This window comes from Pseudoduganella aquatica (assembly GCF_009857595.1).
Lineage (GTDB): Bacteria > Pseudomonadota > Gammaproteobacteria > Burkholderiales > Burkholderiaceae_D > Rugamonas > Rugamonas aquatica_A.
Map to the genome: position 1 here is coordinate 51,714 of NZ_WWCU01000006.1, position 24,866 is coordinate 76,579.

Here is a 24,866-nt window from a genome sequence, read left to right on the forward strand (position 1 = left end):
TATGGCAGAGAAAAAAAAATTTGGCTAGTCCAGATTGATTATTTGGTCAGACCACCTTAGAATGGCCTGACCAAACGAACACAGCGGAACCTGCCTTGATCCCTAAAAAATCCAGCTCGACCCCGGAAGCCGCCAGCCACGAGCCGCGCCTGTACCGTGTGGTGGCGGACCGCATCCAGCAATTGATCGCCGCCGAAGGCATTGCCGCCGGCGAGCGCCTGCCGTCGGAGCGCGACCTGGCCACCAAACTCAGCGTGAGCCGCGCCTCGCTGCGCGAAGCGCTGATCGCGCTCGAACTGGGCGGCGTGATCGAAGTGCGCGGCGGCTCCGGCGTGTATGTCAGCGCGCTGCCCGAGGCCGACGTGGCGCTGCCCGAAGCCGGCCCCGGCCCCTTTGAAGTACTGCACGCGCGCCGCCTGATCGAAGCGGAGATCGCCGCCATCGCCGCGCGCGTGGCCACGCCCGGCGACGTGGACGCCATCCTGAAAGCGGTGGAGCAGATGGAAGCGAGCCACGCCAACAAGGCCAGCAACGAACAGGCCGACCGCGCTTTCCACCTGGCCATCGCGCGCGCCACCGGCAACAGCGCGCTGGTGGGCGGCCTGGACTACCTGTGGAACCAGCGCGGGCGCCTGTGGCACAAGCTGAAAGAACATTTCCAGACCGAGGAACTGCGCCAGGAAACGCTGAAGGACCACCGCCGCATCCTGGAAGCGATCGCCGCCGGCGATCCGGCCGGCGCCAGGAAAGCCATGCGCTCCCACCTCGAACGCGTGACCCGCACCTTCTCGAGGGGATAAGCGCAGCAAGGCCAACGCAGTCCGGCACGCGCCTGTCCCGCAGAGGACAGCGCCCGGCAAGAACCCATTATCAACCGCCTGCGAGCTAGGCCGCGCCTCACCGCGCAGCCCTCCTCTCAGCGGCACGGAGCACGCGAGGTGCTCCACCCACGGCACGCAGCCATGCGCGCCGAACACTCAATTGAATCATCAGGAGACAAGCTTCATGAACACATACGACAAAGTGCAGCCGCGCTTGCTGCTTTCGTCCATCACCCTGGCGGTGCTGACGCTGATGAACAGCGCCACCGCACAGGAAATGCAACGCGTGGAAGTCACCGGTTCCAGCATCAAACGCCTGGCCACCGAAGCGGCCCTGCCGGTATCGACCATCAAGGCGGAAGAATTCGCAGAGCGCGGCATGACCACGCTGGCCGACGTGATGATGGCGCTGCCGCAATCGGCCTCGCTGGCGCCGTCCAACGCAGGCTCGGGCACCAACATCAACCTGCGCGGCCTGGGCGTGAACCGCACCCTGGTGCTGCTGAACGGCCGCCGCCTGGCCAACGAAGCGATCGCCGACGGCTACGCCAACCTGGACGTGATCCCCATGAGCGCCCTGTCGCGCGTGGAGATCCTGCGCGACGGCGCCTCCTCCATCTACGGCTCGGACGCCATTGGCGGCGTGGTCAACTTCATCACCAAGCGCGACTTCGAAGGCGCCTCCGCCACCGCGCAATACATCCAGCCTGAGAAAAGCGGCGGCGGCGACGAACAGCGCCTGACCCTGACCGTGGGCAAGGGCAGCCTGGCCAAGGACGGCTGGAACGTGTACGCCAGCGTGGACATGCACCGCCGCAGCCGCCTGGCGCAGAAGGACCGCGCCGAGCTGAGCTCGACCGAACTGCTGACCAGCATCGGCCGCGCGCCCACGCTGGGCAGCGGCGGCAACGCCATGCCGGCCAACTTCACCACCGCCACCAACAAGACCGCGCAGAACCCCTACTTCGCATCCGGCTGCGTGGCGCCCTACTCCATCATCGGCGGCAAGAACACCTGCATCCTGAACAACCAGGAATACGGCACCGCGCTGCACGAGAACGAACAGCTCACCTTCTACGCGCGCGGCACCAAGCGCTTCAACGAAGACCACACGCTGAGCATCGACTACATGCGCGGCCAGGAATTCATCCTGGCGGCACGCAACCCGACCAACGCGGTGGCCGTCAACGGCGTCAACGCCACCCTGCCGTCCACCAGCAAATGGTATCCGGGCGCCAGCGGCGGCGTGCCTGCGGTGGCCGGCCTGAAAGGCGAGCCGCTGACCGTGACCTGGGCCGTGGCCGACTACGGCGTGGCCGTGCAGAAGGACAAGCAGGTCAACCAGCGTATCGCTGTGGCAGACGAAAACCGCTTCGGCGAGTGGGACGTGCGCACCGGCCTGGTGATCGGCGTGAGCGACCGCGAGAACTACTACGACAACGGCTTCTTCACCGGCCAGGGCCTGCTGGACGGCCTGAAATCGGGCGCGCTGAATCCCTTCGGCCTGCAGGACCAGGCCGGCCGCGACTACCTGAAATCGATCTCGGTGGACGGCCAGAAAAACCGCGACTCGCGCTCCACCTTCACCGGTGTCGACGTCAACGCCAGCCGCAGCCTGATGGAACTGGCGGGCGGCTCGATGGCCCTGGCGCTCGGCGCCGACATCCACCGCGACACCACGCGCGACGACAAGCTGGCGGTGCAGAATTCGGTCACCTACCTGAACTCGACCTCGTCGCACGGCGAAGGCGCGCGCAATGTGTACGCGGCGTTCGCCGAACTGGACGTGCCGCTGACCAAGCAGCTGAACCTGAACCTGGCCGTGCGCGACGACTATTTCAGCGACTTCGGCAACACCATCAACCCCAAGGCCAGCTTCCGCTACGAACCGTCGAAACAGATCATGTTCCGCGGCTCGGCCAACACCGGCTTCCGCGCGCCGACCCTGTTCGACGCCTACGGCTACCGCCTGCCCGGCGCCACCGGCAAGACCTCCGCCAAGTGGGACGACCCGCTGCTGTGCCCAGGCGGCAAACCAGGCGTGGCCGGCACCGGCACCGCGCTGCCGGGCTTCGTGGCCTCGGAAGTGTGCAACGTGGCGCTGCCCAAGCAAGTAGGCTCGAACGCCGACCTGCGTCCGGAAAAATCGCGCGGCTACACGCTGGGCGTGGTGGTGGAACCCATCAAGTCGCTCACGCTGTCGTTCGACTACTGGAACATCCGCATGAAGGACATGCTGGCCAACCTGCCGGAACAGGTCTACTTCACCGACCCGGCCAAGTACCAGTCGCTGATCGTGCGCAATCCCGACCGCACCATCAACTACATCAAGAACGTGACGATGAACCTGGGCGGCCAGAAGGCAGGCGGCATCGACGTCTCGGCCAGCTACGACTTCCCGCGCAGCGACTACGGCAACTTCAAGGTGCAGCTGGACGGCACCTACCTGACCCAGTTCGACAACCAGCTGGAGAAGGACAGCGAGTTCGTGTCCAACGTGGGCCGCTTCGGCCTGGCCAGCAACGGCACCACCAGCAGCCTGCCCATCATTACCTACCGCTGGAAGCACACGCTGAAACTGGGCTGGGCCAAGGGCGACTGGTCGGCGCAGATGACGCAGAACTACAACTCGAGCTACGAAGACCAGAATCTGGTGGCGCAGCAGTACTGGCGCGACATCGAGTCGTATAAAGTGTGGAACCTGACCACGTCGTACAAAGGCTTCAAGAACATCCAGATCACCGCCGGCATCACCAACCTGTTCGACACCAACCCACCGGTGACGAATCACAGCGGCTACGCCAACGGTTATCTGAGCAGCGCGGCCAGCCCTATCGGCCGTTCGTTCAATCTTCGCGGTACTTACAACTTCTGACCGTCCACGTCAGAAAACAGGAGCAGACGATGACCAGTAACTTCAACACTGGTTCCCGTCGCCACTTTGCCAGGGCCGCTGCGGCCCTGGCGCTGAGCACCGCCGCCCTCGTGGCGGCGGCGCCAGCTGCGATGGCGGCCGAGAACAAGCCTGTACGCTTCATCCTGGTGGGCGACTCCACCATGGCCAGCAACAGCGGCTACGGCGACGCGCTGTGCGCCCGCATCAGCCGCAGCGACACCTGCATCAACCTGGCCAAGGGCGGCCGCAGTTCCGGCAGCTTCCGCGCCGAAGGCCGCTGGGACGAAGTGCAAGGCCTGCTGCGCGGCTCGGCCGCCTATCGCGCCACCTATGTATTGATACAGTTCGGCCACAACGACCAGCCGGGCAAGCCCGGACGCTCGACCGATCTGGCCACCGAATTCCCCGCCAATATGGCGCGCTACGCGCGGGAAGTGAAAGCACTGGGCGGCGTGCCCGTGCTGGTGACGCCGCTCACGCGCCGCACCTTCAAGAACGGCGCACTGGAAAACAACCTGCTGCCGTGGGCCGACGCCATCCGCAAGGTAGCGGCGCAGGAAGGCGCGCCGCTGCTGGAGCTGAACGCGAAAAGCCACGCCGCCGTGCAAGCCATGGGCCAGGACGAAGCCGACACGCTTGCCGTGGTGCCGCGTCCAGCCGACTACCTGGCGCCGGCCGTGCTGCCGGGCTCCGTGCCAGCAACGGCAAGCGGCGCAAGCACAGCGGCGGCGACCGAGCCGCAAGGCGCCGCCAAAACCGCCTTCGACCGCACCCACGTCGGCGCCAAGGGCGCAGCCTATTTCGCCCGCATGGTCGAAGCCGAGATGAAAGCCGTGATTCCCGCCGTAGCCGGCCAATTCCGCGCCGAGGGCCAGCAATGACGGCCCGCGCAGCGCGCCTGGCCGCGCTTATCGCCACTCCGCTGGCCGTGCTGTTCGCCCAGCCGAGTGTCGGTCAGAGCCAGGCCCAGCCAGCCACGCCTGCGGCCGCAGACAGCAGCACCGCCGCGCGCGCCACGGCCAGCACCGGCACCGCGCGCCCGCAGCTGAGCGCCGCGCAGGCAGCGCAGTACAGCTATAGCGAAGTACTGAAATACGCCGGCCCGTCCGGCAATGAACGCATCGACCCGTGGGACCCGCTGGCCGACCCGCTGGCCAAAGGCGCCGCCTTCACGCCCACCTACATCGTGGACGCCGGCGCCAAGGCCGACGGCGTCAAGACCTTCAGCACCGTGCAAGCGGCCGTCAGCCGCGCCGCCGGCGCAGGCAAGGCCGAACGCGTCTACATCCTGATCAAGCCCGGCGTGTACAAGGAACTGGTCTACGTGCCCGCCGGCGCCGCCCCGATCACGCTGTACGGGGACGGCGCGGACGCCGCCGCCACGAAAATCACCGCCAAGCTGGACGCCGCCACCACAGGCGCCAGCTACACCGCCCAATACGGCGCCCAATTCGCCACCGCGGCGCCGTCCGTGCAAGCCATGCACGCCATCGTGAAAGAGCGCGCCGCAGCAGGCAACGGCAATGTCGGCACCTTCGGCTCCATGACCGTGTGGGTGCAGAACAACGGCTTCCAGGCCCGCAACCTGACCATAGAAAACGGCTACAACAAGGACACCGGCAACGCCCGCGAAGAATGCGGCGAACGCCCCTGCGGCAAGACCGACATCAACCCGCAGAAAAACGTGGTGCACCACCAGGCCGTGGCGCTGCAGGTGGAAGGCGCGGACAAAGTGCAGTTCGAGAACATCCGCCTGATCGGCTTCCAGGACACGCTGTTCCTGCGCGCCGCCGACACGCGCGTGACCGTGCGCAGCTTCTTCAACAAATCCTATATCGAAGGCGACGTCGACTTCATCTTCGGCGACAGCACGGCCTACTTCCATCAGACCGAAATCAAATCCCTGGGCGACCGCAGCACCTCCTACGTGGGCGCGCCCAACACCAACCACAAAACCCGCTACGGCCTGGTGTTCGACCACTGCCGCTTCACGCACGACGGCTCGCCGTTCGCGCTGGCGGGCAAGTTCTATCTGGCGCGCCAATGGTTCCACAACTCGCGCTGCACGCCCTACGGCAAGATCCCCCTGGCCGGCTACTCCTGCGTGATGGGGCAAACCAGCCAGTTCCAGTCCCCGGCCGGCACCATCACGCCCACGGTGCTGGAAACGGTGGGCAAAATGGCGGTGCTCAATTCCCGCATCGGCGCCCACATCAACCGCAACACGCCGTGGTCCGACTGGAACCGCAGCGGCACGCTGTCCTACCGCCCCGCGCAGTTCAACTCGGACGACTACTGGGCCAATCTGAAAGCGGCCGGCTTCGACCCGGCAAAGGACCTCGGCTACACCACGCAGCCCGCACCGGCGGACAGCTACCTGGCCGAATACAACAACACCTATGAGCAATAAGCACAGCAACGGAGACCGCATGAGCAAGCAAATCAACCAACAGCGACGCAGCCTGATGAAAGCCGCCTCCGCCACCAGCGCCGCGCTGGCCGGCGGCCTGCCCGCACTGGCCGGCGCCGCCACGGCGGTGGACCCGTGGGAGCGCGCGGCGGAAATCGTCAAGCGCCTGTCCAAGCCGCCGGTGTTCCGCAAGCAGGACTTCGACGTCACCAAATACGGCGCCGCCACCTGCAAGCTGGTCAAGGTCAAAGCCTGGAAATCGTTCGAGGAACAGGACGAGCTGAACACCCCCGCGCCCGGCTCGAAAGACTGCTACGCCGCCTTCGCCGCCGCCATCGCCGCCTGCAGCAAGGCCGGCGGCGGGCGCGTGGTCATCCCGGCCGGGAACTGGTACTGCGCCGGCCCCATCGTGCTGCTGTCGAACGTGAACGTGCACCTGAAAGCCGGCGCCCACATCTACTTCAGCAACCAGCCGGCCGACTACGCCAAATACGGCGATTTCGACTGCGGCAAGAACGGCAAGCTGTCGATCACGCGCTGGCAGAGCAACGACTGCCTGAACTTCTCGTCGCCGATCTACGCCTACGGCCAGGACAACATCGCCCTCACCGGCGAAGACTGGACCAGCATCATCGACGGCCAGGGCGGCGTGCCCTTCAACAGCAACGGCGACTGCTGGTGGACCTGGAAAGGCAAGACCCGCACCATGAACTCGGTGGCGGAAAACTCGGTGCCCAACTTCGGCCCGGGCAAACTGGCCGGCAATATCGAAAACCCCGCCAACCCGGCCTCGCTGGCCGAAGTGGCGCCCAATCTGACGGAAGAAGAACGGCTGCAGATCCAGGGCGCGGGCGGCAAGTGGCGCGCCGACGAGCAGTACCTGCCGGCGCTGTCCGAAGCGGGCGTGCCGCTGGCGCGGCGCGTGTTCGGCCTGGGCCACTACCTGCGTCCGTCCATGGTGCACATCGTCAGCTGCACCAATGTGCTGCTGCAGGGCTACCAGGTGCAGCACACGCCGTTCTGGCAGCACCACCCGGTCCACTGCCGCAACATCGTCATCCGCAAAGTGCACGCCGTCAGCCACGGCCCGAACAGCGACGGCTTCGACCCGGAAGCGTGCGACCACGTGCTGATTGAAGGCTGCACCTTCGACGCCGGCGACGACTGCATCGCCATCAAGGCCGGCAAGAACCAGGACACGCAATTCGGCCCCTCGCAGAACATCGTGATCCAGGACTGCATCATGCACAGCGGGCACGGCGCGGTCACGCTGGGCAGCGAGATGGCGGGCGGCATCCAGAACGTCTACGCGCAGAACCTGGTGTTCGAGAACGTGCACTGGAAGACCAACCCGCTCAACACGGCGATCCGGCTGAAGACCAATCTGAACCGCGGCGGCTACCTGCGCAACTTCTACGTGCGCAACATCAGCATTCCGAACGGCGTGCAGACCAGCCCCTCGTTCTACGCCTCGCTGCCGGGATCGCCGATCCAGTCGCGCACGGTGGCCACGGCGGCGGGCGCGGTGGTGACCTTCGACTGCGACTACGCGCCCATTGCCGACACGGTACGCACCCGTCCACCGGTGGTGGACAACATCCACATCTCGAACGTCAAGGTGGGCAACGTCGCGGCCAAGGGCGGCAAGCAGGCCTCGTGCTACCAGGCCGTGGTAATACTGGGGCCGGTCGCCTCCGACTACAACGGCAGCGCGCCGATGCCGACGGTGGTGCCGGTGACCAACGTCACCATCAGCGACAGCGACTTCGGCACCCCGGCCAGCACCGAATCGCCCTGGTTCCTCTACAACGTCAAAGGCCTCAAGCTGAAAAACGTCACCATAGGCGGCACCGTCCACAACTCGGAACTCTCCGCCTAACCCTCCGCTTCTCCTACAAGCAGCCTGAGCCGCATTTCTTCTACTTCGGGGTCAGACCCCAACGAAGGAAAAAATGCGGCTCAGTCTGCTAAATCCTCCCGTTTTCCTACAAACGAGCTGAGCCGCATTCCACCGAATTCGGGGTCTGACCCCGGGGTTGGTGGGATGCGGCTCAGTTTGCTTGGGGCGAAAAAAAAGCGCCGATCGACGCTTTTTGCTTAGTCTTGGAACGGGGTCTCGACGACGCCCTTGACGCCGGGCCGCAGCAGTATCACCGCGCCGCCCCACTCCGCGTCTTCCGGCTTGCCGGAGGGGATGGAGGTGACCAGCAGCGTCTCCATGTCGGCGCCGCCAAAGGCGCACATGGAGGGCTTGGCGAACGGGACGTCGACACGGCGGTCGAACTTGCCGTCCGGCGTGAAACGCAGCAGGCAGCCGGCGTCGTTGGCGCAGGTCCAGTAGCCGCCTTCGGCGTCCACCGCTGCGCCGTCGGGACGGCCTACGTGCTGGTTCAGGTCGGCAAACACGCGCCGGTTCGACGGCTCGCCCGTGGCGGTGTCGTAGTCGAAAGCCCAGACCAGGCGGCTGCTCGGGTGGGAGTCGGACAAATACATCGTGCGTCCGTCCGGCGACCAGGCCAGGCCGTTCTGCGTGACCAGGCCCGACACCACAGGCGCCGACAAGCCCTGCTCCGCGCTGTAGCTATACAGCTCGCCGATGGCGCGCGCGGCCGACATGTCCATGAACATGGTGCCGCTCCAGAAACGCCCCTGGCGGTCGGTGCGGCCGTCGTTGAAGCGCATGCCCTCACCCAGCGAGGCGGGACGCGCGAGCCGGGTTTCCCCGGCCGACTCGCCCTCGCCCAGCTCCAGGCTGAACAAGCCTGTTTCCATGCCTGCGATCAGCCCGCCGCTGGCCTTGGGGGCCACGCAAGCCACCATTTCGGACGTGCTCCAGTAGCGCGCCGCGCCACTGCGCCCGTCCAGGCGCCAGACCCGCTTCGACACAATGTCCACCCAGTACCAGGCCGCGCTGTGCGCGTCCCAGACCGGGCTTTCACCGACCTTGCATGAAATATCGCTTACGCGTTCCATACCAGGTCGCCGTCTTCCACGCGCGGGATGGCCAGCGGGTTGCCGTCGGCCAGCGCGGCGGCCAGCAGTTCCGCCGGCACGTCCTGGTAGCTCACCGGACGCAGGAAGCGGTCGATGGCGGAGGCGCCAACCGAGGTGCTGCGGCTGTCCGAGGTGGACGGGAACGGGCCGCCGTGCACCATGGCGTGCGAGACTTCCACGCCGGTGCCGAAGCCGTTGAACAGCACGCGGCCGGCCTTGCGCTCCAGCGTAGGCAGCAGGCGCTTGGCGAAGGCCAGGTCGGCTGCGGTGGCGTGCACGGCGGCGGTCAGCTGGCCTTCCAGGTGTTCGGCCACGCGCACCACTTCGTCTTCATTGCGGCAGCGGATCAGCAGCGATGCCGGTCCGAAGATTTCGCCTTCCAGGTCCGGATTCGACAGGAAGGTTTCGGCGGCCACTTCGTACAGCGCGGCTTGCGCGCCGCATGGCAGGGCGCCGGTCTGGCCCTGGCCGACCAGCTTCACGCCTGGGATCGCGGCCAGCTTGGCCACGCCCGACGAGTAGGCCTGGTGGATGCCCGGGGTCAGCATGGTCTGCTGGGCCTTGGCGGCCAGCGCGGCGGCGACGCCTTCGGTGAAGGTTTGCAGCAGCGGGCCGTCCACGCCGATCAGCAGGCCTGGGTTGGTGCAGAACTGGCCGGCGCCCAGCGTCAGCGAATCGACGAAGGCTTGCGGCAGCTTGCTGTTTTCCAGTGCGCCTTGCAGCAGGAACACCGGGTTGATGCTGCTCATTTCAGCATACACGGGAATCGGCTCGTGGCGCGCTGCGGCGGTGCGCATCAGCGCGGTGCCGCCGGCGCGGGAACCGGTGAAGCCCACGGCCTTGATGGCCGGGTGCGCAACCAGGTTCTGGCCGACCGTGACGCCGGAGCCGATCAGCATCGAGAACACGCCTTCCGGCATGTCGCATTCAATTGCGGCTTTCTGCACAGCGCGGGCCACCAGTTCGGAGGTGCCCAGGTGTGCCGAGTGCGCCTTGACGACGACTGGGCAGCCGGCCGCCAGTGCGGACGCGGTGTCGCCGCCGGCCACCGAGAAGGCCAGCGGGAAGTTGCTGGCGCCGAACACGGCGACAGGGCCCAGGCCGATCTTGCGCAGACGGATGTCCGAGCGCGGCGGGGTGCGGTCCGGCAGCTTCGAGTCCAGCGTGGCGGACAGGAAGCGGCCGTCGCGGACGACCTTGGCGAACAGGCGCAGCTGGTTGCAGGTGCGGCCACGCTCGCCTTCCAGGCGGGCTTGCGGCAGACCCGTTTCCTGCATCGCGCGCTCGATCAGCGCTGGACCGAGGTCCATGATGCGGTCGGCGATGGTTTCCAGGAAGCGGGCGCGTTGCTCCAATCCGGTTTCACGATAACGGTCGAACGCCTGTTCGGCCAGCGCGCAGGCTTGCTGCAGCTGCGCTTCGCCACCCAGCCCGAAGGCCGGTTCGATTTGCTCGTTGCGCGAAGGATCGATCGCCTTGATCGTGCCTTCCTGGCCGCGGACTACGTTACGGCCGATAATCATTTCACCGGATACTTGCATCACTACTCCTTAGGATTATTGCGCGCCCTGTGCGCGCATCAGTTTTTCCAGCATGGCGACTTCTTCTTCGGTCAGGTCGGTCAGCGGAGCGCGTACCGGGCCTGCGTCGTAGCCGGCCAGTTTGGCGCCCGCTTTGACGATACTGACGGAGTAGCCGGCCTTGCGGTTGCGGATCTCCAGGTATGGCAGGAAGAATTCGTCCAGCATCTTGTTCTGCGCAGCGTGGTCGTCGTTGGCGACAGCGTGGTAGAAGTCCATGGCCAGTTTCGGCATGAAGTTGAACACGGCCGACGAGTACACCGGCGTACCCAGCGCCTTGTAGGCGGCGGCGTACACTTCCGCGGTCGGCAGGCCGCCCAGGTAGCTGAAGCGGTCGCCCATGCGGCGCCAGATTTGCACCATCAGTTCGATATCGCCCAGGCCGTCCTTGAAACCGATCAGGTTAGGGCAGCGGTCAGCCAGGATCTCCAGCGAGTCGGCGGTCAGGCGGCACACGTTGCGATTGTAGACCACAACGCCGAAGTCCACCGAAGCGCACACTTCTTCCACGTGGCGGATCAGGCCGTCCTGGCTGGCTTCGGTCAGGTAGTGCGGCAGCAGCAGCACGCCTTGCGCGCCCAGGCGCTCGGCTTCCTGCGCGAAACCGATGGCGGCGCGGGTGGAACCGCCGGCGCCGGCCAGGATAGGCACTTTGCCTTTGCAGGTGTCGACCGCAGTCTTGATGACGTCGGTGTATTCGCCGTTGGTCAGCGAGAAGAATTCGCCGGTGCCGCCGGCGGCGAACAGCGCGCTGGCGCCGTAAGGGGCCAGCCATTCCAGGCGCTTGGCGTAGGTGTCGGCGCGGAAGTTGCCCTGCGCGTCAAAGTCGGTGACCGGGAAGGACAGCAGGCCGGACGAGAGGATGGTTTTAAGGTCATTAGGATGCATGTCTTCTTCTCCAGTTGGGGACTAAAAAGCGGCAAGGCGCCGTCTTGTTGTATGACATCGTACAACTATAATCAAAACGGGGCAAGCCTTTTGCGTGGCTTTTTGGTCTCTTATTGTTTAGGAAACATTGGCAGGCGTCACTTCCTGCTGGGCGCGGCGCAGGCGCTCGCGGCTGTTGCTCAAATGCGTGCGCATGGCGGCGCCCGCCGCATCCGGATCCTGGCGCTCGATGGCGCGGAAAATATTCTCGTGCTCGCGGTTCACGCCTTCCAGGTAATGGGCCGGGTCGTCATGCGCCAGCTGCGCCGAATTGACGCGCGCGCGGGGAATGATGTGGGTGCCCAGGTCGGTCAGGATGTCGACGAAATAGCGGTTGCCGGTGGCCTGCGCGATCAGCAGGTGGAACTGCACGTCGGCCTCGACCGAGCCGACGTCGAGGATGCGCTGCAGCGCCTCGCCCATGGCGGCCAGCTGCGCCGGGCTGCGGCGGCTGGCGGCCAGGCAGGCCGCTTCGGTTTCCAGGCTGATGCGCAGCTCCAGGATGGCCAGCACGTCGCCGATGGTGCGCACCGTGTCGGCCGAGATGCGCAGCGGCGCCGACGGCGGCTCCAGCACGAAGGTGCCGATGCCGTGCTTGGTCTGCACCAGGCCTGCCGCCTGCAGATGGGAAATCGCCTCGCGCACCACGGTGCGGCTCACGCCGTGCATCTCCATGATGACCGATTCGGTGGGCAGCTTGTCGCCCGGCTTGAGCTGGCCGCCGGTGATGCTGGCCGTAATGCTCTCCACCACGCCCTGCGCAAGATTGCGGTGGCGCTTCTTCGGCGGCTGGAGGGCGTTGGCGGCGGCGATGTCGTTCATGGCTGGCAGGTGTCAAATAGAACTTTGATTATAGCAGTTGTATGACAACCCTTCCCGTCCCTCCTTGCGACGCCGCCTGCGCCTGCATTCATTCCATCCGGTAATAAAAAAACGGCAGCCTGGAACAGGCTGCCGCGAAAAGGCGCGTGACATGGGGAACACGCACCGGGAAGCAAAAGGTCGGGGTGGGCGCCCTTCGGACCGGCCCTCGGGGCGCCCGGTACTACACTTGCTCTTACAGGTGCTGCGCGATCTGCGGCATCAGGTCGTCGAAGGTGCGGCCGGTGCCGTTTTCGCCGATGGCGTGCATCTTCCATTCGCCGTTGTGGCGGTACAGCTTGGCCATGATCTGCGCCGAGTGGCTGCCCTGCACCGACAAGTTGAAGCGCGCCACTTCCTTGCCGTCGGCCGCGTTGAGCAGGCGGCAGTAGGCGTTCTGCACTTGCGAGAAGTTCTGGCCGGTGAAGCTGTTCACCGTGAAGACGATGCTTTTCACATTGGCCGGCACGCTGCCCAGCGAGACGTTGACCTGCTCGTCGTCGCCGTCGCCGGCGCCGGTGCGGTTGTCGCCGCTGTGCGAGATGCTGCCGTCCTTGCTCTTCAGCTGGCGGAACCAGACCACGTCCAGCGGGCGGTTGTCGGTGTCGAACAGGATGCACGAGGCGTCCAGGTCCACTTCCGCGCTGCCGCCGCCGAAGCCGAAGAAGCCCTTGCTCTTGACAGCGTCCCAGCCCAGGCCCATCACCACGCGCGACAACGCGCTGCCGGCTTCCTTGTCCAGAGAGATCTTCTGGCCTTTTTCCAAATTGACTGACATAGCTAACTCCTAGTTTTATTGTCCGGTACCGCGCACCCAGCCCAGGAAGCCCTGGCGGCTGCGCGAACACACCAAAATCTTGCCCTGGCCCGAGAAGCGCAGGACCATGCCCTCGCCGCTGGTCTGGCTGTTCACCAGATTGCTCAGGAAACCGCCGCTTTGCGAGGTCGCCACCGACATCTCGTAGCGCAGCGAACTGTCCCAGCACACCACGTGCGAGTTATCGATCGTCACGTCCTTGCCCGGCTCCACTTCCAGCTGCGAGATCGAACCGAAGCCCGATACCGCCAGCTGGCCGCTGCCCTGCGTCTCCGTGATGAAGAAGCCGCCGCTCTGCGCAAACAGCGCATTGCCCAGGCTTTGCGTGCGCACCTTCAGCTCCACGCCGGAGGTGGCCGCCACGAAGGCGCCGTCGCTGATCATGTACTGGCGCGGACCGACGTCCACCACCTGCATCGCGCCGGGCAGCGTTGGCGACAGCAGGCAATCGCCGTTGCCGCGCACCGCTTCGATGTGCTGCTGGAAGAACGATTCACCGTTGGCAAAGGTGCGCATGATGGCGCTGCCGATACCGCCTGTGATCTTGCCCTTCAGCTCCAGCGCCGATTCCATCATCACCATGGCGCCGGACTCGCAGTAGATCTTTTCGCCCTGCCGCAGCGAGACGTGCAGGAAGGGATCGACATCCCCTGTAACGGTGAAGACCGGCATGCTTACACCGCGACGCCGAAGGACGAAGCCAGCGCGCCCAGGCCGCCTTTGTAGCCCTGGCCTACGGCGCGGAACTTCCAATCGCCGCCGTTGCGGTAGATCTCGCCGAACACCAGCGAGGTCTCGGTGGAGCCGTCTTCGGACAGGTCGAAGCGGGCGATCTCGGTGTTGCCGGCCGCGTTCACGCAGCGCACGAAGGCCTTCTGCACCTGGCCGAAGTTCTGGCGGCGGGCGTCGGCTTCGTGGATGGTGACGCAGACGGCGATGCGGTCCACTTCGGCCGGCACTTTCGACAGGTCGACAGTGACGGTTTCGTCGTCGCCGTCGCCCGCGCCGGTGCGGTTGTCGCCCGAGTGGGCCACCGAGCCGTCGCTCGACTTCAGGTTGTTGTAGAAGATGAAGTCATTGTCGGCGCGCACCTTGCCGTCGACCTTCAGCAGGAAGGCGGAGCTGTCGATGTCGAACGCCGCGCCGTCCGTGTTGCGGATATCCCAGCCCAAGCCTACGATCATCTTGGACAGGCCCGGAGCTTCTTTGCTCAGATTAACGTTACCGCCTTTTTGCAGACTGATTGCCATGATTTGTGACTCCTAAAAGTAGTTGAACACCTTGCTGCATGCGCGGCGGGCCGGTGTTCTATGGGCGCGCCGCGTTTTCTTTACATCGCTCAGGCGGTGACGCCGAGCGCTTCCTGCTGTTTGCGGTGGCGTACCGACGACCAGATGGAGGCGCCGATGAAAGCCACACCGATCAGACCCGTGAAGATCTCGGGAATGTGGAACTTGATACTCGCCAGCATGATCACCGCCAGGATGCCGATGGCGTAGTGCGCGCCGTGCTCCAGGTAGACGAACTCGTCCAGCGTGCCCTTCTCGACCAGGAAGATGGTCATGGAGCGCACGAACATCGCGCCGATGGCCAGGCCCAGCATGATGATGACCACGTCGTTGGTGATGGCGAACGCGCCGATCACGCCGTCGAAGCTGAACGATGCATCCAGCACTTCCAGGTACAGGAAGCCGCCGATACCGCCGCGCTTGACCATGTCGCCCACATTGCTGCCCTCTTCTTCCGATTCGAGCAGGCTGCTCAAGCCGTCAACCGCCACGTAGATCAGCACGCCCCACAGGCCGGCGATCAGCACGATCAGCTTCTGGCCTTCCTCCACCATGCCCAGGCATGCCAGCAGCGCGCCTATGGTCACCATGACGGACACCGAGGACATCTTGCCCAGCGAGCCCAGTTTCTTCTCCACGTTGCCCAGCCAGTGGGTTTCCTTGTCCTTGTCCAGCAGGAAGTTCAGGAACACCAGCAGCAGGAAGGCGCCGCCGAATGCCGCCACTTCAGCATGGTGGTTGGTCAGGTGGGTGGAATACGCTTTCGGGTCGTTCAGCGCCAGCGTCCACACCTCGGCCATGCTGATGTCGGCGGCCACCGCCACGATCACCAGCGGGAACAGCAAGCGCATGCCGAACACGGCGATGATGATGCCCACGCCCAGGAACAGCTTTTTCCAGAACGCGTCCCAGGTCTTCAGCACGGAGGCGTTCACCACCGCGTTGTCGAAGGACAGCGATACTTCCATCACCGCCAGGATGGTGGCGATGCCCAGTGCCGTGAGCGCGCCGCCCCAGCCCGTATGGGTGTAGCCCCACCAGCCGGCGATTGCCAGGCAGATGAAGGAGACTATGAATGACACTCTGAAGTGTTTCATCTGTATTTCCTTTCTTATTGATGAATGTCATGGAGTGTAGAGAATTCCCTTGCATTAAAAAATAGAAGATAATCGAAGGATTACTTCGGAAAAGCAGAACCATGAAAACCGCAGGCATTAACTTCCGGCATCTATTTTTCTTCTGGAACGTGGCCAAGGAAGGCAGCGTCACGCGCGCCGCCGAGCGCCTCGGCCTGGCGGTGCAGACCGTCAGCACCCAGCTGGCGCAGCTCGACCAGCAGCTCGGCACGGCCTTGCTCACGCAGCAGGGCCGGCGCCTGGTGCCCACCGAGGCCGGCCGCGTGGCGCTCGACTATGCGGACCAGATCTTCCAGCTGGAAGACCAGCTGCAGCAGGCGCTGACGGACGTGGACGCGGGCCGCGTGCGGCTGGCGGTGGGCATCTCGGACTCGCTGCCCAAGCTGGTGGCTTACCGCCTGCTGGAGACCACCCAGCACCTGAGCCGCAAGGTCAAGCTGATCTGCATGGAGAACGAATTCGATTCCCTGCTGGCCGATCTGGCGCTGAACAAGCTGGACGTGGTGCTGACCGACCGCGCCGTGCGCGCCACGCCCAGCCTGCGCGTGTTCAGCCACCTGCTGCTGGAAAGCGGCATGCAGCTGTTCGGCGCGCGCAAGCTGGCGGTCAAGTACCGGCGAGGCTTCCCGCACAGCCTGAACGGCGCGCCGCTGCTGCTCCCCACCCGCAACAACGCGCTGCGCGGCCGCATCGACGCCTGGTTCGTGCAGCACGGCGCGCGGCCGGACGTGGTGGGGGAATTCGAGGACAACGCCATGCTCAACACTTTCGGCCGCAACGGCATGGGCCTGTTCTTCGCGCCCTCGGTGCTGGCGCACGATATCCAGGAGCAGTTCGGCGCCGTGCACGTGGGCGACGCGCCCGAACTGAAGGAGCAGTTCTACGCCATTTCCAACGAACGCAAGATCAAGCACCCGGCGGTGGAGGCCATCCTGGAGGCGCTGCACACGGGCGCGTTCAGCAGCGATATCTGACCGTCCGGCCGCGCCATCCCACCTCCCAGCCACCCCGGCGCCGGGCAATTTTGCGCCCGGATCGCCCGGGTCGGATAAGATGTAGGTTTCAACTACGGTCGCGCAAGCGATTTATATGGCTAATCTATTGCTGGTTCTGTTGGCGCTTTTCCTGGTCGCGCTGAACGGATTCTTTGTTGCCGCCGAATTCGGCATCGTCACTTTGCGCCGCACCCGCGTGCGCGCCATCGCCAAAACGCAGGGCCTGCGCGGCCGCATCCTGGCCAAGGTCCACGGTGAACTCGATGCGTATTTGTCGGCCTGCCAGCTGGGTATCACCCTCGCATCGCTGGGCCTGGGCTGGGTCGGCGAACCGGCTTTCGCCTCGCTGCTGGAACCTGTGTTCGGCGCCTTCGGCGTCACCTCCCCGCAGCTGATCCACGGCATTTCCTTTGTCTTCGCCTTCGTCACCATCTCCTTCCTGCACATCGTGGTGGGCGAACTGGCGCCGAAATCGCTGGCCATCCGCCTGCCAGAAGCGGTGGGACTGTGGAGCGCCATTCCGCTGTACGCCTTCTACTGGGCCATGTACCCGGCCATCTGGGTGCTCAACGCCAGCGCCAATATGGTGCTGCGCCTGGCCGGCCTGGCCGGTTCCGGCGGCCACGGCGACTCGCACTATTCCACCGATGAACTGAAGCTGATCCTGCGCACCAGCCAGCCCGGCGAAAAATTCAACAAGGACGAGCGCAACATCCTGGCCCACTCGCTGGACTTCAGCCAGCTGTCGGTGTCGGACCTGATGCGTCCCATCCACGAAGTGATCGCGCTGCACGCGGCCAAGTCCATGGACGACAATCTGCAAACCGTGGTGCGCAACCGCTTCAGCCGCTACCCGTATTACGACGAGGACGGCGAGACCGTGCTCGGTATGGTGCACCTGAAAGACCTGTTCTTCGCCGAGCAGTCCGGCAAGCAGATCACGTCGATGGCCCCCTTCCTGCGCCCGGTCGAGACCTACTCGGCGCGCACCCCTGCGCTGGAGCTGTTCCGCCGCTTCAAGGACGGTGCGCCGCACTTCGCGCTGATCGGCGAAAAAGGCAAGCGCCCGGTGGGCTTCCTCACGCTGGACAATCTGCTGGGCGCCATGGTGGGCGAGATCCACGACGAGTTCCGCCTCAACGAGAACGACTGGCTCAAGCAGCCGGACGGCGCCCTGGTCGGCAAGGCCAGCCTGCCCATCGTGTCGCTGGAGCGCGCACTGGGCCTGGACATCGAGAACGAGGAGATGGGCCTGGAGGACATCGAGTCCGTGGGCGGCATGGTGATGCTGAAACTGGGCGACATTCCGAAACAGGGCCAGCGCGTGGAGTTCAACGGCTTCGACATCGTCGTCAAGAAGATGAACGGCCCGCGCATCCTGCTGGTGAAGGTGATCCCGCGCCAGGCCCGCCACAGCGAGTCCGACGACCAGGACTGATCACACGGTTCTAGGAAGCCGCCCCGGCCTGGCGCTCGTACTGCTCGAAGGCGCTGGCCAGGGTCTCGAGCACGTGGGCGTCGTCGTCCGGCGCGGCGATGAATTTGTAGACCGCGCCCAGATTGATGGCGTCCGCCAGTCCGGCGGCGCTGTCGCCGCCCTCCGCCTCGCGCGTCAGCAGCACCCGCACCGCCGCCGGATACAGGCGCTTGATGCGCTCGAAGAAGTCCACCCCGCTGCGCCCTTCCGGCCCCCGTCCCGACAGCACCACCCCCACCTCGCGGCTGGCCAGCACCTCGTAGGCATCCTCCATTTTCAGCGCCGACAGCAGCTCGTAGGGCGTGCTGTCGAGCAGGCGGCGGAAATGCGCCTGCGTGCGCGGCTCATGGTCCACCAGCAGCACCGTGCGGCGCAGCTCCGGCTTGCGCTGCCCGGTCAGCGGCACCTCCAGCATGGCGCCGCTGCGCAGCATGGCCACGATGCCCGGCTCGGCCAGCGGACGGCTGAAATAATAGCCCTGGATTTCGTCGCAGCCGTGGCGCGCCAGCAGCTGCATCTGGCCCTCCGTCTCCACGCCCTCGGCGATGGCGCGCAAGCCCAGGCTGTGCGCCAGCCGTATCACCGCCGTCACGATGGAGCGGTCCTCCGGATCGCTGGCCATGCCGCGCGTGAAGGACTGGTCTATCTTCAGCTTGTCGACCGGGAAGCGCTTCAGATAACTCAGGTTGGAATAGCCGGTGCCGAAGTCGTCGATGGACATGGTGATGCCGATCGCCTTCAGGCGGTGCATCAGCGCGATCGACGCTTCCGGATCCACCATGGACAGGCTCTCGGTCAGCTCGAATTCGATCAGGCCCGGCTCCAGGCTGTAGCGCGCCAGCACCTCGCGCAGCATGGTTTCCATGTTCTGGTGCGCGAACTGGCTGGCGGCCACGTTCACCGCCACCGGCACCACCGGCACGCCGGCGTCCAGCCAGGCGCGCAGCGTGGCGCAGGCCTTGTCCAGCACCCAGCCGCCGATGGCTGTGATCAGATTGCTTTCCTCTGCCACCGGAATGAACTGCATCGGCGGCACCAGGCCCAGCTCGGGCGACTGCCAGCGCAGCAGCGCTTCCAGGCCGATCACCTTGCCGCTGGCCAGGTCCACCTGCGGCTGGTAGTGCAGCACGAATTCGTCGCGCTGCAGGGCGCGCATCAGGCCCTGCTCCAGCGTCACGCGCGCGTCCAGGCGCTGCTGCATTTCCTGGGTGAAGAACTGGAAGCCGTTGCGGCCGGCCTGCTTGGCGCGGTACATGGCGATGTCGGCCTGGCGCAGCAGGTTCTCGGCCTGGTCGCCGTCGTTCGGGTACAGGCTCAGGCCCATGCTGCCGGTGATGACGTGTTCCTGCCCGGCCAGCAGCACCGGCCGCGCCAGGTGCTCGCCGATACGCTCGGCGATCATGCCCGGCGTGGTCTCGCCCAGCGGACTGTCGAGCAGCAGCACGAACTCGTCGCCGCCCAGGCGGGCCACGGTGTCGAAGTCGCGCACGCTGTGGCGCAAGGTGGAGGCCACCACGCGCAGCAGCTCGTCGCCCACGGCGTGGCCCAGCGTGTCGTTGACCTGCTTGAACTTGTCCAGGTCCAGGAACACCACGGCCAGGCGCTCCTTGCGCCGCTCTGCGCGGCGGATGGCGTGCGCCAGGCGGTCCAGGAACAGCGCGCGGTTGGGCAGGCCGGTCAGCTGGTCGTGTGTGGCCTGGTGCTCGATGGCCTTCTCCTGCTGGCGGCGTTCGGTCACGTCGTGCGCCACGCTCATCACCGAGTCGGCGTTGTTGAACCACAGGCGGCAGCCGAAGTACTCCACGTCCACCAGCGCGCCATCCAGCCTCAGCAGCTGCAAGGCGCTGCGCGGCTGCTGCTGGGCCAGCGAGATGTCGTTATACGTGCCTTCTGCCAGCTGCGCATGGAACTCGGCGGGCACGCGCGCGTCGGCGTCCGTGCCGAGCAGGCTGCCGGCCGAGGCGGCGCCGAACAGGCGCTGCGCGGCCGGGTTCAGGAAGACGATCTTGCCGCCGGTGTGGATCCAGATGGCGTCCGGTATCAGCTCCACCAGCGAGCGGTAGCGCGCTTCGCTTTCTTCGATATGGCTATTGAGCTGGCGCAGGTTCTGGTTGATGTCGTACAGCTCGCGGCTTTTCTGCTCCAGCAGCGATTCCGCCTCCTTGCGCGCGGCGCGTTCGCGCAGCAGGCTGCGCGAGGCGACCGTGCTGACGGGTGCGTCCGGCGGCTGCATCACGCCCCTGCGGCCGGCGCGGACACCAGGTGGAAGAGGGTGCGGTGCAGATTGCCCTCCATCGGCAGATCGGTGCGGGTGACGCTGATGGTTTCCTTGAAGTGGGCAATGCAGCCGTCGATCAGGCCCGCCGCCAGGTCGGCAAAGCCGCGCGGGGAGCTGTACATGAGCACCAGTTCGCCCGGCGCCGGACGCTCGCAGGGCAGCTTGGGCAGCTCGGCGTCCGGATAGAGCTTGCGCACTTCGACGTGGATCACGTCGTCGATGCGGCTCAGGAAGTCGTAGGTGTTGCTGGCGTCGGCGAACAGCGCCGGGTAGCCGACCGAGAAGCGCTGGAACAGGTGCTGGCCGAACAGGTGGATCAGCGCCGGAATGGCCAGGCCGCTGGCATTGGACAGCGCCACCACCAGCCGCACCAGCTCCGCGTGGTCGTAGGTGCCGACCGAGGTGTAGGCGCCGTCGTTGGGCAGATTGGCTTCGATGATGATGCGGTCCAGCATATCGAGCCCCATGCGGGCCTCGACCAGCTCCATGAATTCAGTGAATACCACGCCTTTCATACCGCCTCCCTGTCTCCAAAACAGCGCCAGTATAAAACGTGATTTAACAGTCTGTCGGACTGCGGATCCAGCCGCGCCTCAGAGCGCCTTGCCGGTCCAGTTGCGCAGCAGCCCCAGCGCCACCGCCAGCAGCGTCGGACCGATGAACAGGCCCACGAAGCCGAAGGCCAGCACGCCGCCCATCACGCCCAGCAGCACCAGCAGGAACGGCAGGCTGGAGCCGCGGCTGATGATCATGGGCTTGACCACGTTGTCCACGCCGCTGATGACGAATACGCCCCACACCAGCATGAACACGGCCCAGCCGGTGCTGCCCTGGTTGAACAGCCAGACCACGGCGCCGCCCCAGATCAGCGGCGGGCCGACCGGCACCAGCGAAAACAGGAAGGTGGCCACCGACAACAGCGCCACCGCAGGCACGCCGGCGATCAGGAAGCCGATGCAGGCCACCGCCGCCTGCGCCAGCGCGGTGCCGAGCAGGCCGTACATCACGCCGCGCACGGTGCGGCTGACGGTGTCCGCTACCTCGGGCGCGTGCTCGCCCATGATCTTGTCCATGCCCACGCGCAGCGCGCCCAGGATGGCGGCGCCGTCGCGGTACAGGAAGAAGCAAACGAAGGCGGCCAGGCTCACCTGCGCCACGCCGCTGCCCAGCACCACGCCGCTGCCCAGCAGGAAGTGGCGCGCCGGCTCCATATAGCGCTTGGCCAGCGCCACCAGCTCCTCGCGGCTGCCGATAATCTTGCGCACATAGGCGTCCGCCGCCTCGCCCACCATGGGGATGTCGCGCAGCCAGGACGGCGGCGTTACGGTGCCTTCGTCTATCGCCACGCGCAGGTGTTCATATACTTCACGCGCACTGTCGGCGATGTTCCAGGTGACCACGGCCAGCGGGAGGATAATGATGAGTATCAGCGTCAGCGTCATGACGGCGGCCGACAGCGTATGGCGCTGGCGGCAGCGCGTCAGCAGCATCTGGTACAGGGGCCAGCTGGAGATGGCGATGGCGGCGGCGAACAGGATCGCAGCCAGGAAGGGACGCAGCACCGCCAGGCAGCCGATCACCAGGAAGATGATCGCAGCCAGGCGGGTGTAAGGTTGAAAACGTTTTTCCATCGTGCCCCCAAATGTTGTATCGGGGGCTAGCTTATCAGGAAAGCAGCAGTTTCAGGTCGTGCGCAATGGGCGCGGGGCCTTGGCCATGGCGCAGGAACAGGCGGATCTTGCCGTTCTTGTCGAATACATAGCTGCCCGCCGTGTGGTCGATGGTGTAGCTGTCCGGCGTTTTGCCTTCCACCTTGTTGTAGATGACCTTGAACTCCTTGGCCACCTGCGCGGTCTGCTCGGGCGTGCCGTACAGGCCAATGAAGCGCGGATCAAAAGTGGGCGCGTACTGGGCCAGCAGCTCCTTGGTGTCGCGCGCCGGGTCCAGGGTGATGAACAGCACCTGCACCTGGTCGGCCAGCGGACCGAGTTCCTTCATGACGCCGGCCATCTCGGCCATGGTGGTCGGGCACACGTCCGGGCATTGGGTGTAGCCGAAGAAGATCACCACCGCCTTGCCCTTGTAGCTCTCCAGCGTGACCGGCTTGCCGGTGTGGTCGTTCAGCGAGAAGCCCTGGGCGTAGCTCAGGCCGGTCAGGTCGGTGTTCTTGAAGGCCAGGCCGGAACCGGGGGCCTGCTTCTGGCAGGCGCCCAATGCGAGCGCCATGCACAGTACTGCCAGGATTTTTTTCATGCTCAAATCTTCACGTAATGGTCCACCAGCAGCGCGGCGAACAGCAGGGACAGATAGATGATGGACCAGGTGAACGCCTTGCGCGCCACCAGGTCAGTGTAATGGCGGTGCACGCGCCAGCTATGCCACAGGAACACCACGTTCAACGCCACCGCGCTGACCAGGTAAATCAGGCCGCTCATCTTGACTGCGAAGGGCAGCAAGGTGGTGGCGGCCAGGGCGATGGAGTACAGCCAGACGTGGAAGCCGGTGAAGGTCATGCCGTGCGTGACGGGCAGCATGGGCAGGCCGGACTTGGCGTAGTCGTCGCGGCGGTACATGGCCAGCGCCCAGAAGTGCGGCGGGGTCCAGATGAAGATGATCATGACCAGCAGCCACGCCTGCATCGGCACGTCGTTGGCCACGGCGGCCCAGCCCAGCGCGGGCGGCATGGCGCCGGACAGGCCGCCGATGACGATGTTCTGCGGCGTGGCCGGCTTCAAGATCATGGTGTAGATGACGGCGTAGCCAACGAAGGTGACGAAGGTCAGCCACATGGTCAGCGGGTTGACCAGCGCGTACAGTATCCACATGCCCAGGCCACCGATCACGGTGGAGAACACGGCGGTCTGCGCCACCGTGATCTCGCCCTGCGCCATGGGCCGGCGCGCGGTGCGCGCCATGCGCGCGTCGATCTCGCGCTCGGCCAGGCAGTTGACGGCGAAGGCGGCGCCGGCCAGCAGCCAGATGCCGAAGGTGGCGGCCACCACCACGCGCCAGCTGGGCAGCTCGTCGGTGGCGAGGAACATGCCGATGACGGCGCAGAACACCGCCAGCTGCGTTACGCGCGGCTTGGTCAGCGCCCAGTACTGGGCAATGCGGTTGGTCTGTTTATGTAGGGCGGTCTGGGTCGTCATTGGTGGTGTCTGGCTGGCGCAGCGCCTTGCTGGGCCGTGTCGTGTTGGTGCTTAGCCCGATAGTTTAACATGGTCAGCAAAAGCACCAGCAGCGCCGCTCCGGCGTTATGCAGCACGGCGATCGCCAGGGGGAAGCTGAAATAAATGGTGGCCAGGCCGCTGGCCGTCTGCAGCGCCAGCACGGCGGCGATGCCGCGCGCCAGCCTTGCCATTCCGGCCATATTCCACGCGCGCCAGGCCGTGTAGCCGGCCAGCAGCACGACCACGAAGGCGAAGTTGCGGTGCACCCAGTGGATGGCGGTCAGCGCGGAGAAAGGCATGTAGTGGCCGGCGGCCGTCTTGCCCAGTTCGCGCCACAGGTGGAAGCCGTGCTCGAAGTCCATCTCGGGCACCACCTTGCCCGCGCACAGCGGGAATTCGGTGCAGGCCAGCGTGGCGTAGTTAGTGCTCACCCACCCGCCCAGCGCCAGCTGGATCAGCAGCGCCAGGCCGGAGGCCAGCGCCAGCCAGCGTAGGGTGCGCAGCACCGGCAGCGGGGCCGACGCCAGGTAGCGGCGCTGGCGCCGCTGCTGCTGTTCGGCGGCGGGCAGCAGCGACTGGTGCACCGTGTCCTGGCGGCAGCCGAACCACACCAGCATGGACAACAGCCCCATGCCCAGCAGCAGGTGGATGGTGACGATCACCGGCTGCAGCTTGAGCGTGACGGTCCACGCGCCGAACGCGCCCTGCAGGCAGACAAAGAAGAACAGCACCACCGGCAAGGCCGGCGCGTAGGCGCGGCGCATGCCGGCTGCGGCGACGGCGGCGGCGATATCGGCGCCGGCCTGCGCAGCCAGCTTGCCCGCCTTGCGCGACTGGATCAGCGCCACCGCCATCATGGCCACGATCAGCACGCCGATGCCCATGGCCAGGTAGCGGTGGATCATCTCCACCCAGGCCTTGAACAGCGTGACCGGGCCGCTGGGCTGCAAGGCCTCGGCGGCGGCGATGTCGGCATGCGCCAGGAAGGGATTGGCCAGGCCGTAGCAGCCCGGCCAGTCCGGGCAGCCCAGACCCGAGTCGGTCAGGCGCGTGAAGGCGCCGAACACGATCAGGTCGAAGGTCAGGAACACGCTGATCCAGACCAGCTTGCGGTATTTGTTCTCGTCCGACGACACCCAGACCATGGACAGCGGCAGCAGCGCCACCAGCAGTCCTGTGACGGCCATCTGGGCCAGCGTGGTGTGATGCATAAGG

Annotated in this window: 21 protein-coding genes; 7 read left to right on the forward strand and 14 right to left on the reverse strand. The window is 65.7% G+C overall.

From position 1 onward, the window contains the following. Positions 1–95: 95 nt before the first annotated feature. The 5 genes from GTP77_RS07735 (at position 96) to GTP77_RS07755 (ending at position 8,006) form a co-directional block, all read left to right on the forward strand. Positions 96–800 carry a FadR/GntR family transcriptional regulator gene (locus tag GTP77_RS07735; protein ID WP_187358642.1) on the forward strand — a complete coding sequence of 235 codons (705 nt, stop codon included), beginning with the start codon at positions 96–98 and terminating at the stop codon, positions 798–800. 205 nt (positions 801–1,005) lie between these two features. Further along, positions 1,006–3,696, forward strand: a complete 2,691-nt coding sequence (locus GTP77_RS07740; RefSeq protein WP_161071598.1) for a TonB-dependent receptor — start codon at positions 1,006–1,008, stop codon at positions 3,694–3,696. 29 nt (positions 3,697–3,725) lie between these two features. Beyond that, positions 3,726–4,598: a rhamnogalacturonan acetylesterase gene (locus GTP77_RS07745; protein WP_161071599.1), complete on the forward strand. Its 873-nt coding sequence runs from the start codon at positions 3,726–3,728 to the stop codon at positions 4,596–4,598. After that, positions 4,595–6,127, forward strand: a complete 1,533-nt coding sequence (locus GTP77_RS07750) for a pectinesterase family protein (RefSeq protein WP_161071600.1) — start codon at positions 4,595–4,597, stop codon at positions 6,125–6,127. The genes GTP77_RS07745 and GTP77_RS07750 overlap by 4 nt, the downstream gene beginning before the upstream one ends. A gap of 19 nt (positions 6,128–6,146) precedes the next feature. Further along, on the forward strand, positions 6,147–8,006 hold the full coding sequence (locus GTP77_RS07755) for a glycoside hydrolase family 28 protein (protein ID WP_161071601.1): 1,860 nt from the start codon (positions 6,147–6,149) through the stop codon (positions 8,004–8,006). A 218-nt stretch (positions 8,007–8,224) separates the two neighbouring features. Here the strand turns inward: GTP77_RS07755 and GTP77_RS07760 are convergent, their stop codons facing one another. The 8 genes from GTP77_RS07760 to GTP77_RS07795 all read right to left on the reverse strand — a co-directional run bounded on the left by GTP77_RS07760 (position 8,225) and on the right by GTP77_RS07795 (position 15,692). After that, positions 8,225–9,100, reverse strand: a complete 876-nt coding sequence (locus GTP77_RS07760; protein ID WP_161071602.1) for an SMP-30/gluconolactonase/LRE family protein — start codon at positions 9,098–9,100, stop codon at positions 8,225–8,227. Then, the gene (locus GTP77_RS07765) at positions 9,088–10,662 is read right to left on the reverse strand and encodes an aldehyde dehydrogenase (NADP(+)) (protein WP_161071603.1); all 1,575 of its coding nucleotides are present in this window, start codon (positions 10,660–10,662) and stop codon (positions 9,088–9,090) included. Before GTP77_RS07765 ends, GTP77_RS07760 begins: the two co-directional genes overlap by 13 nt. A gap of 15 nt (positions 10,663–10,677) precedes the next feature. Next, positions 10,678–11,589, reverse strand: coding sequence for a 5-dehydro-4-deoxyglucarate dehydratase (gene kdgD, locus GTP77_RS07770; RefSeq protein WP_161071604.1), 912 nt, complete (start codon positions 11,587–11,589; stop codon positions 10,678–10,680). Positions 11,590–11,706: 117 nt separating this feature from the next. Continuing rightward, the gene (locus GTP77_RS07775) at positions 11,707–12,450 is read right to left on the reverse strand and encodes a FadR/GntR family transcriptional regulator (protein WP_161071605.1); all 744 of its coding nucleotides are present in this window, start codon (positions 12,448–12,450) and stop codon (positions 11,707–11,709) included. Positions 12,451–12,685: 235 nt separating this feature from the next. Next, positions 12,686–13,267 (reverse strand): TerD family protein, encoded by a 582-nt coding sequence (locus GTP77_RS07780; protein ID WP_161071606.1) that lies wholly within the window; start codon positions 13,265–13,267, stop codon positions 12,686–12,688. 15 nt (positions 13,268–13,282) lie between these two features. After that, complete coding sequence (locus GTP77_RS07785) at positions 13,283–13,978, reverse strand: TIGR00266 family protein (RefSeq protein ID WP_056398695.1); 696 nt, start codon at positions 13,976–13,978, stop codon at positions 13,283–13,285. A gap of 2 nt (positions 13,979–13,980) precedes the next feature. Then, positions 13,981–14,556 carry a TerD family protein gene (locus tag GTP77_RS07790; RefSeq protein ID WP_161071607.1) on the reverse strand — a complete coding sequence of 192 codons (576 nt, stop codon included), beginning with the start codon at positions 14,554–14,556 and terminating at the stop codon, positions 13,981–13,983. An 89-nt stretch (positions 14,557–14,645) separates the two neighbouring features. Continuing rightward, entirely contained in the window at positions 14,646–15,692 is a 1,047-nt protein-coding gene (locus GTP77_RS07795; protein WP_161071608.1) for a DUF475 domain-containing protein, read from the reverse strand. Between the two features lie 101 nt (positions 15,693–15,793). On the opposite strand from GTP77_RS07795, the gene nhaR reads away from it, so the two are divergent. Both nhaR and GTP77_RS07805 read left to right on the forward strand, forming a co-directional pair. Beyond that, positions 15,794–16,705 (forward strand): transcriptional activator NhaR, encoded by a 912-nt coding sequence (gene nhaR / locus GTP77_RS07800; RefSeq protein ID WP_161071609.1) that lies wholly within the window; start codon positions 15,794–15,796, stop codon positions 16,703–16,705. Positions 16,706–16,820: 115 nt separating this feature from the next. Further along, positions 16,821–18,164 (forward strand): hemolysin family protein, encoded by a 1,344-nt coding sequence (locus tag GTP77_RS07805; protein WP_161071610.1) that lies wholly within the window; start codon positions 16,821–16,823, stop codon positions 18,162–18,164. A gap of 10 nt (positions 18,165–18,174) precedes the next feature. Here GTP77_RS07805 and GTP77_RS07810 read toward each other — a convergent pair whose 3' ends face one another. The 6 genes from GTP77_RS07810 to GTP77_RS07835 all read right to left on the reverse strand — a co-directional run bounded on the left by GTP77_RS07810 (position 18,175) and on the right by GTP77_RS07835 (position 24,862). Further along, entirely contained in the window at positions 18,175–20,436 is a 2,262-nt protein-coding gene (locus GTP77_RS07810; RefSeq protein ID WP_161071611.1) for an EAL domain-containing protein, read from the reverse strand. Continuing rightward, the gene (locus tag GTP77_RS07815) at positions 20,436–20,996 is read right to left on the reverse strand and encodes a heme NO-binding domain-containing protein (RefSeq protein WP_161071612.1); all 561 of its coding nucleotides are present in this window, start codon (positions 20,994–20,996) and stop codon (positions 20,436–20,438) included. Before GTP77_RS07815 ends, GTP77_RS07810 begins: the two co-directional genes overlap by 1 nt. A gap of 78 nt (positions 20,997–21,074) precedes the next feature. After that, positions 21,075–22,112: an AI-2E family transporter gene (locus tag GTP77_RS07820; RefSeq protein WP_161071613.1), complete on the reverse strand. Its 1,038-nt coding sequence runs from the start codon at positions 22,110–22,112 to the stop codon at positions 21,075–21,077. Positions 22,113–22,146: 34 nt separating this feature from the next. Continuing rightward, a complete protein-coding gene (locus GTP77_RS07825) occupies positions 22,147–22,734 on the reverse strand; it encodes an SCO family protein (protein WP_161071614.1) in 588 nt (195 codons plus the stop codon). Positions 22,735–22,736: 2 nt separating this feature from the next. Continuing rightward, entirely contained in the window at positions 22,737–23,630 is an 894-nt protein-coding gene (cyoE, locus tag GTP77_RS07830; RefSeq protein WP_161071615.1) for a heme o synthase, read from the reverse strand. Continuing rightward, positions 23,627–24,862: a COX15/CtaA family protein gene (locus GTP77_RS07835; RefSeq protein ID WP_229202118.1), complete on the reverse strand. Its 1,236-nt coding sequence runs from the start codon at positions 24,860–24,862 to the stop codon at positions 23,627–23,629. The genes cyoE and GTP77_RS07835 overlap by 4 nt, the downstream gene beginning before the upstream one ends. Between the last annotated feature and the right edge of the window lie 4 nt (positions 24,863–24,866).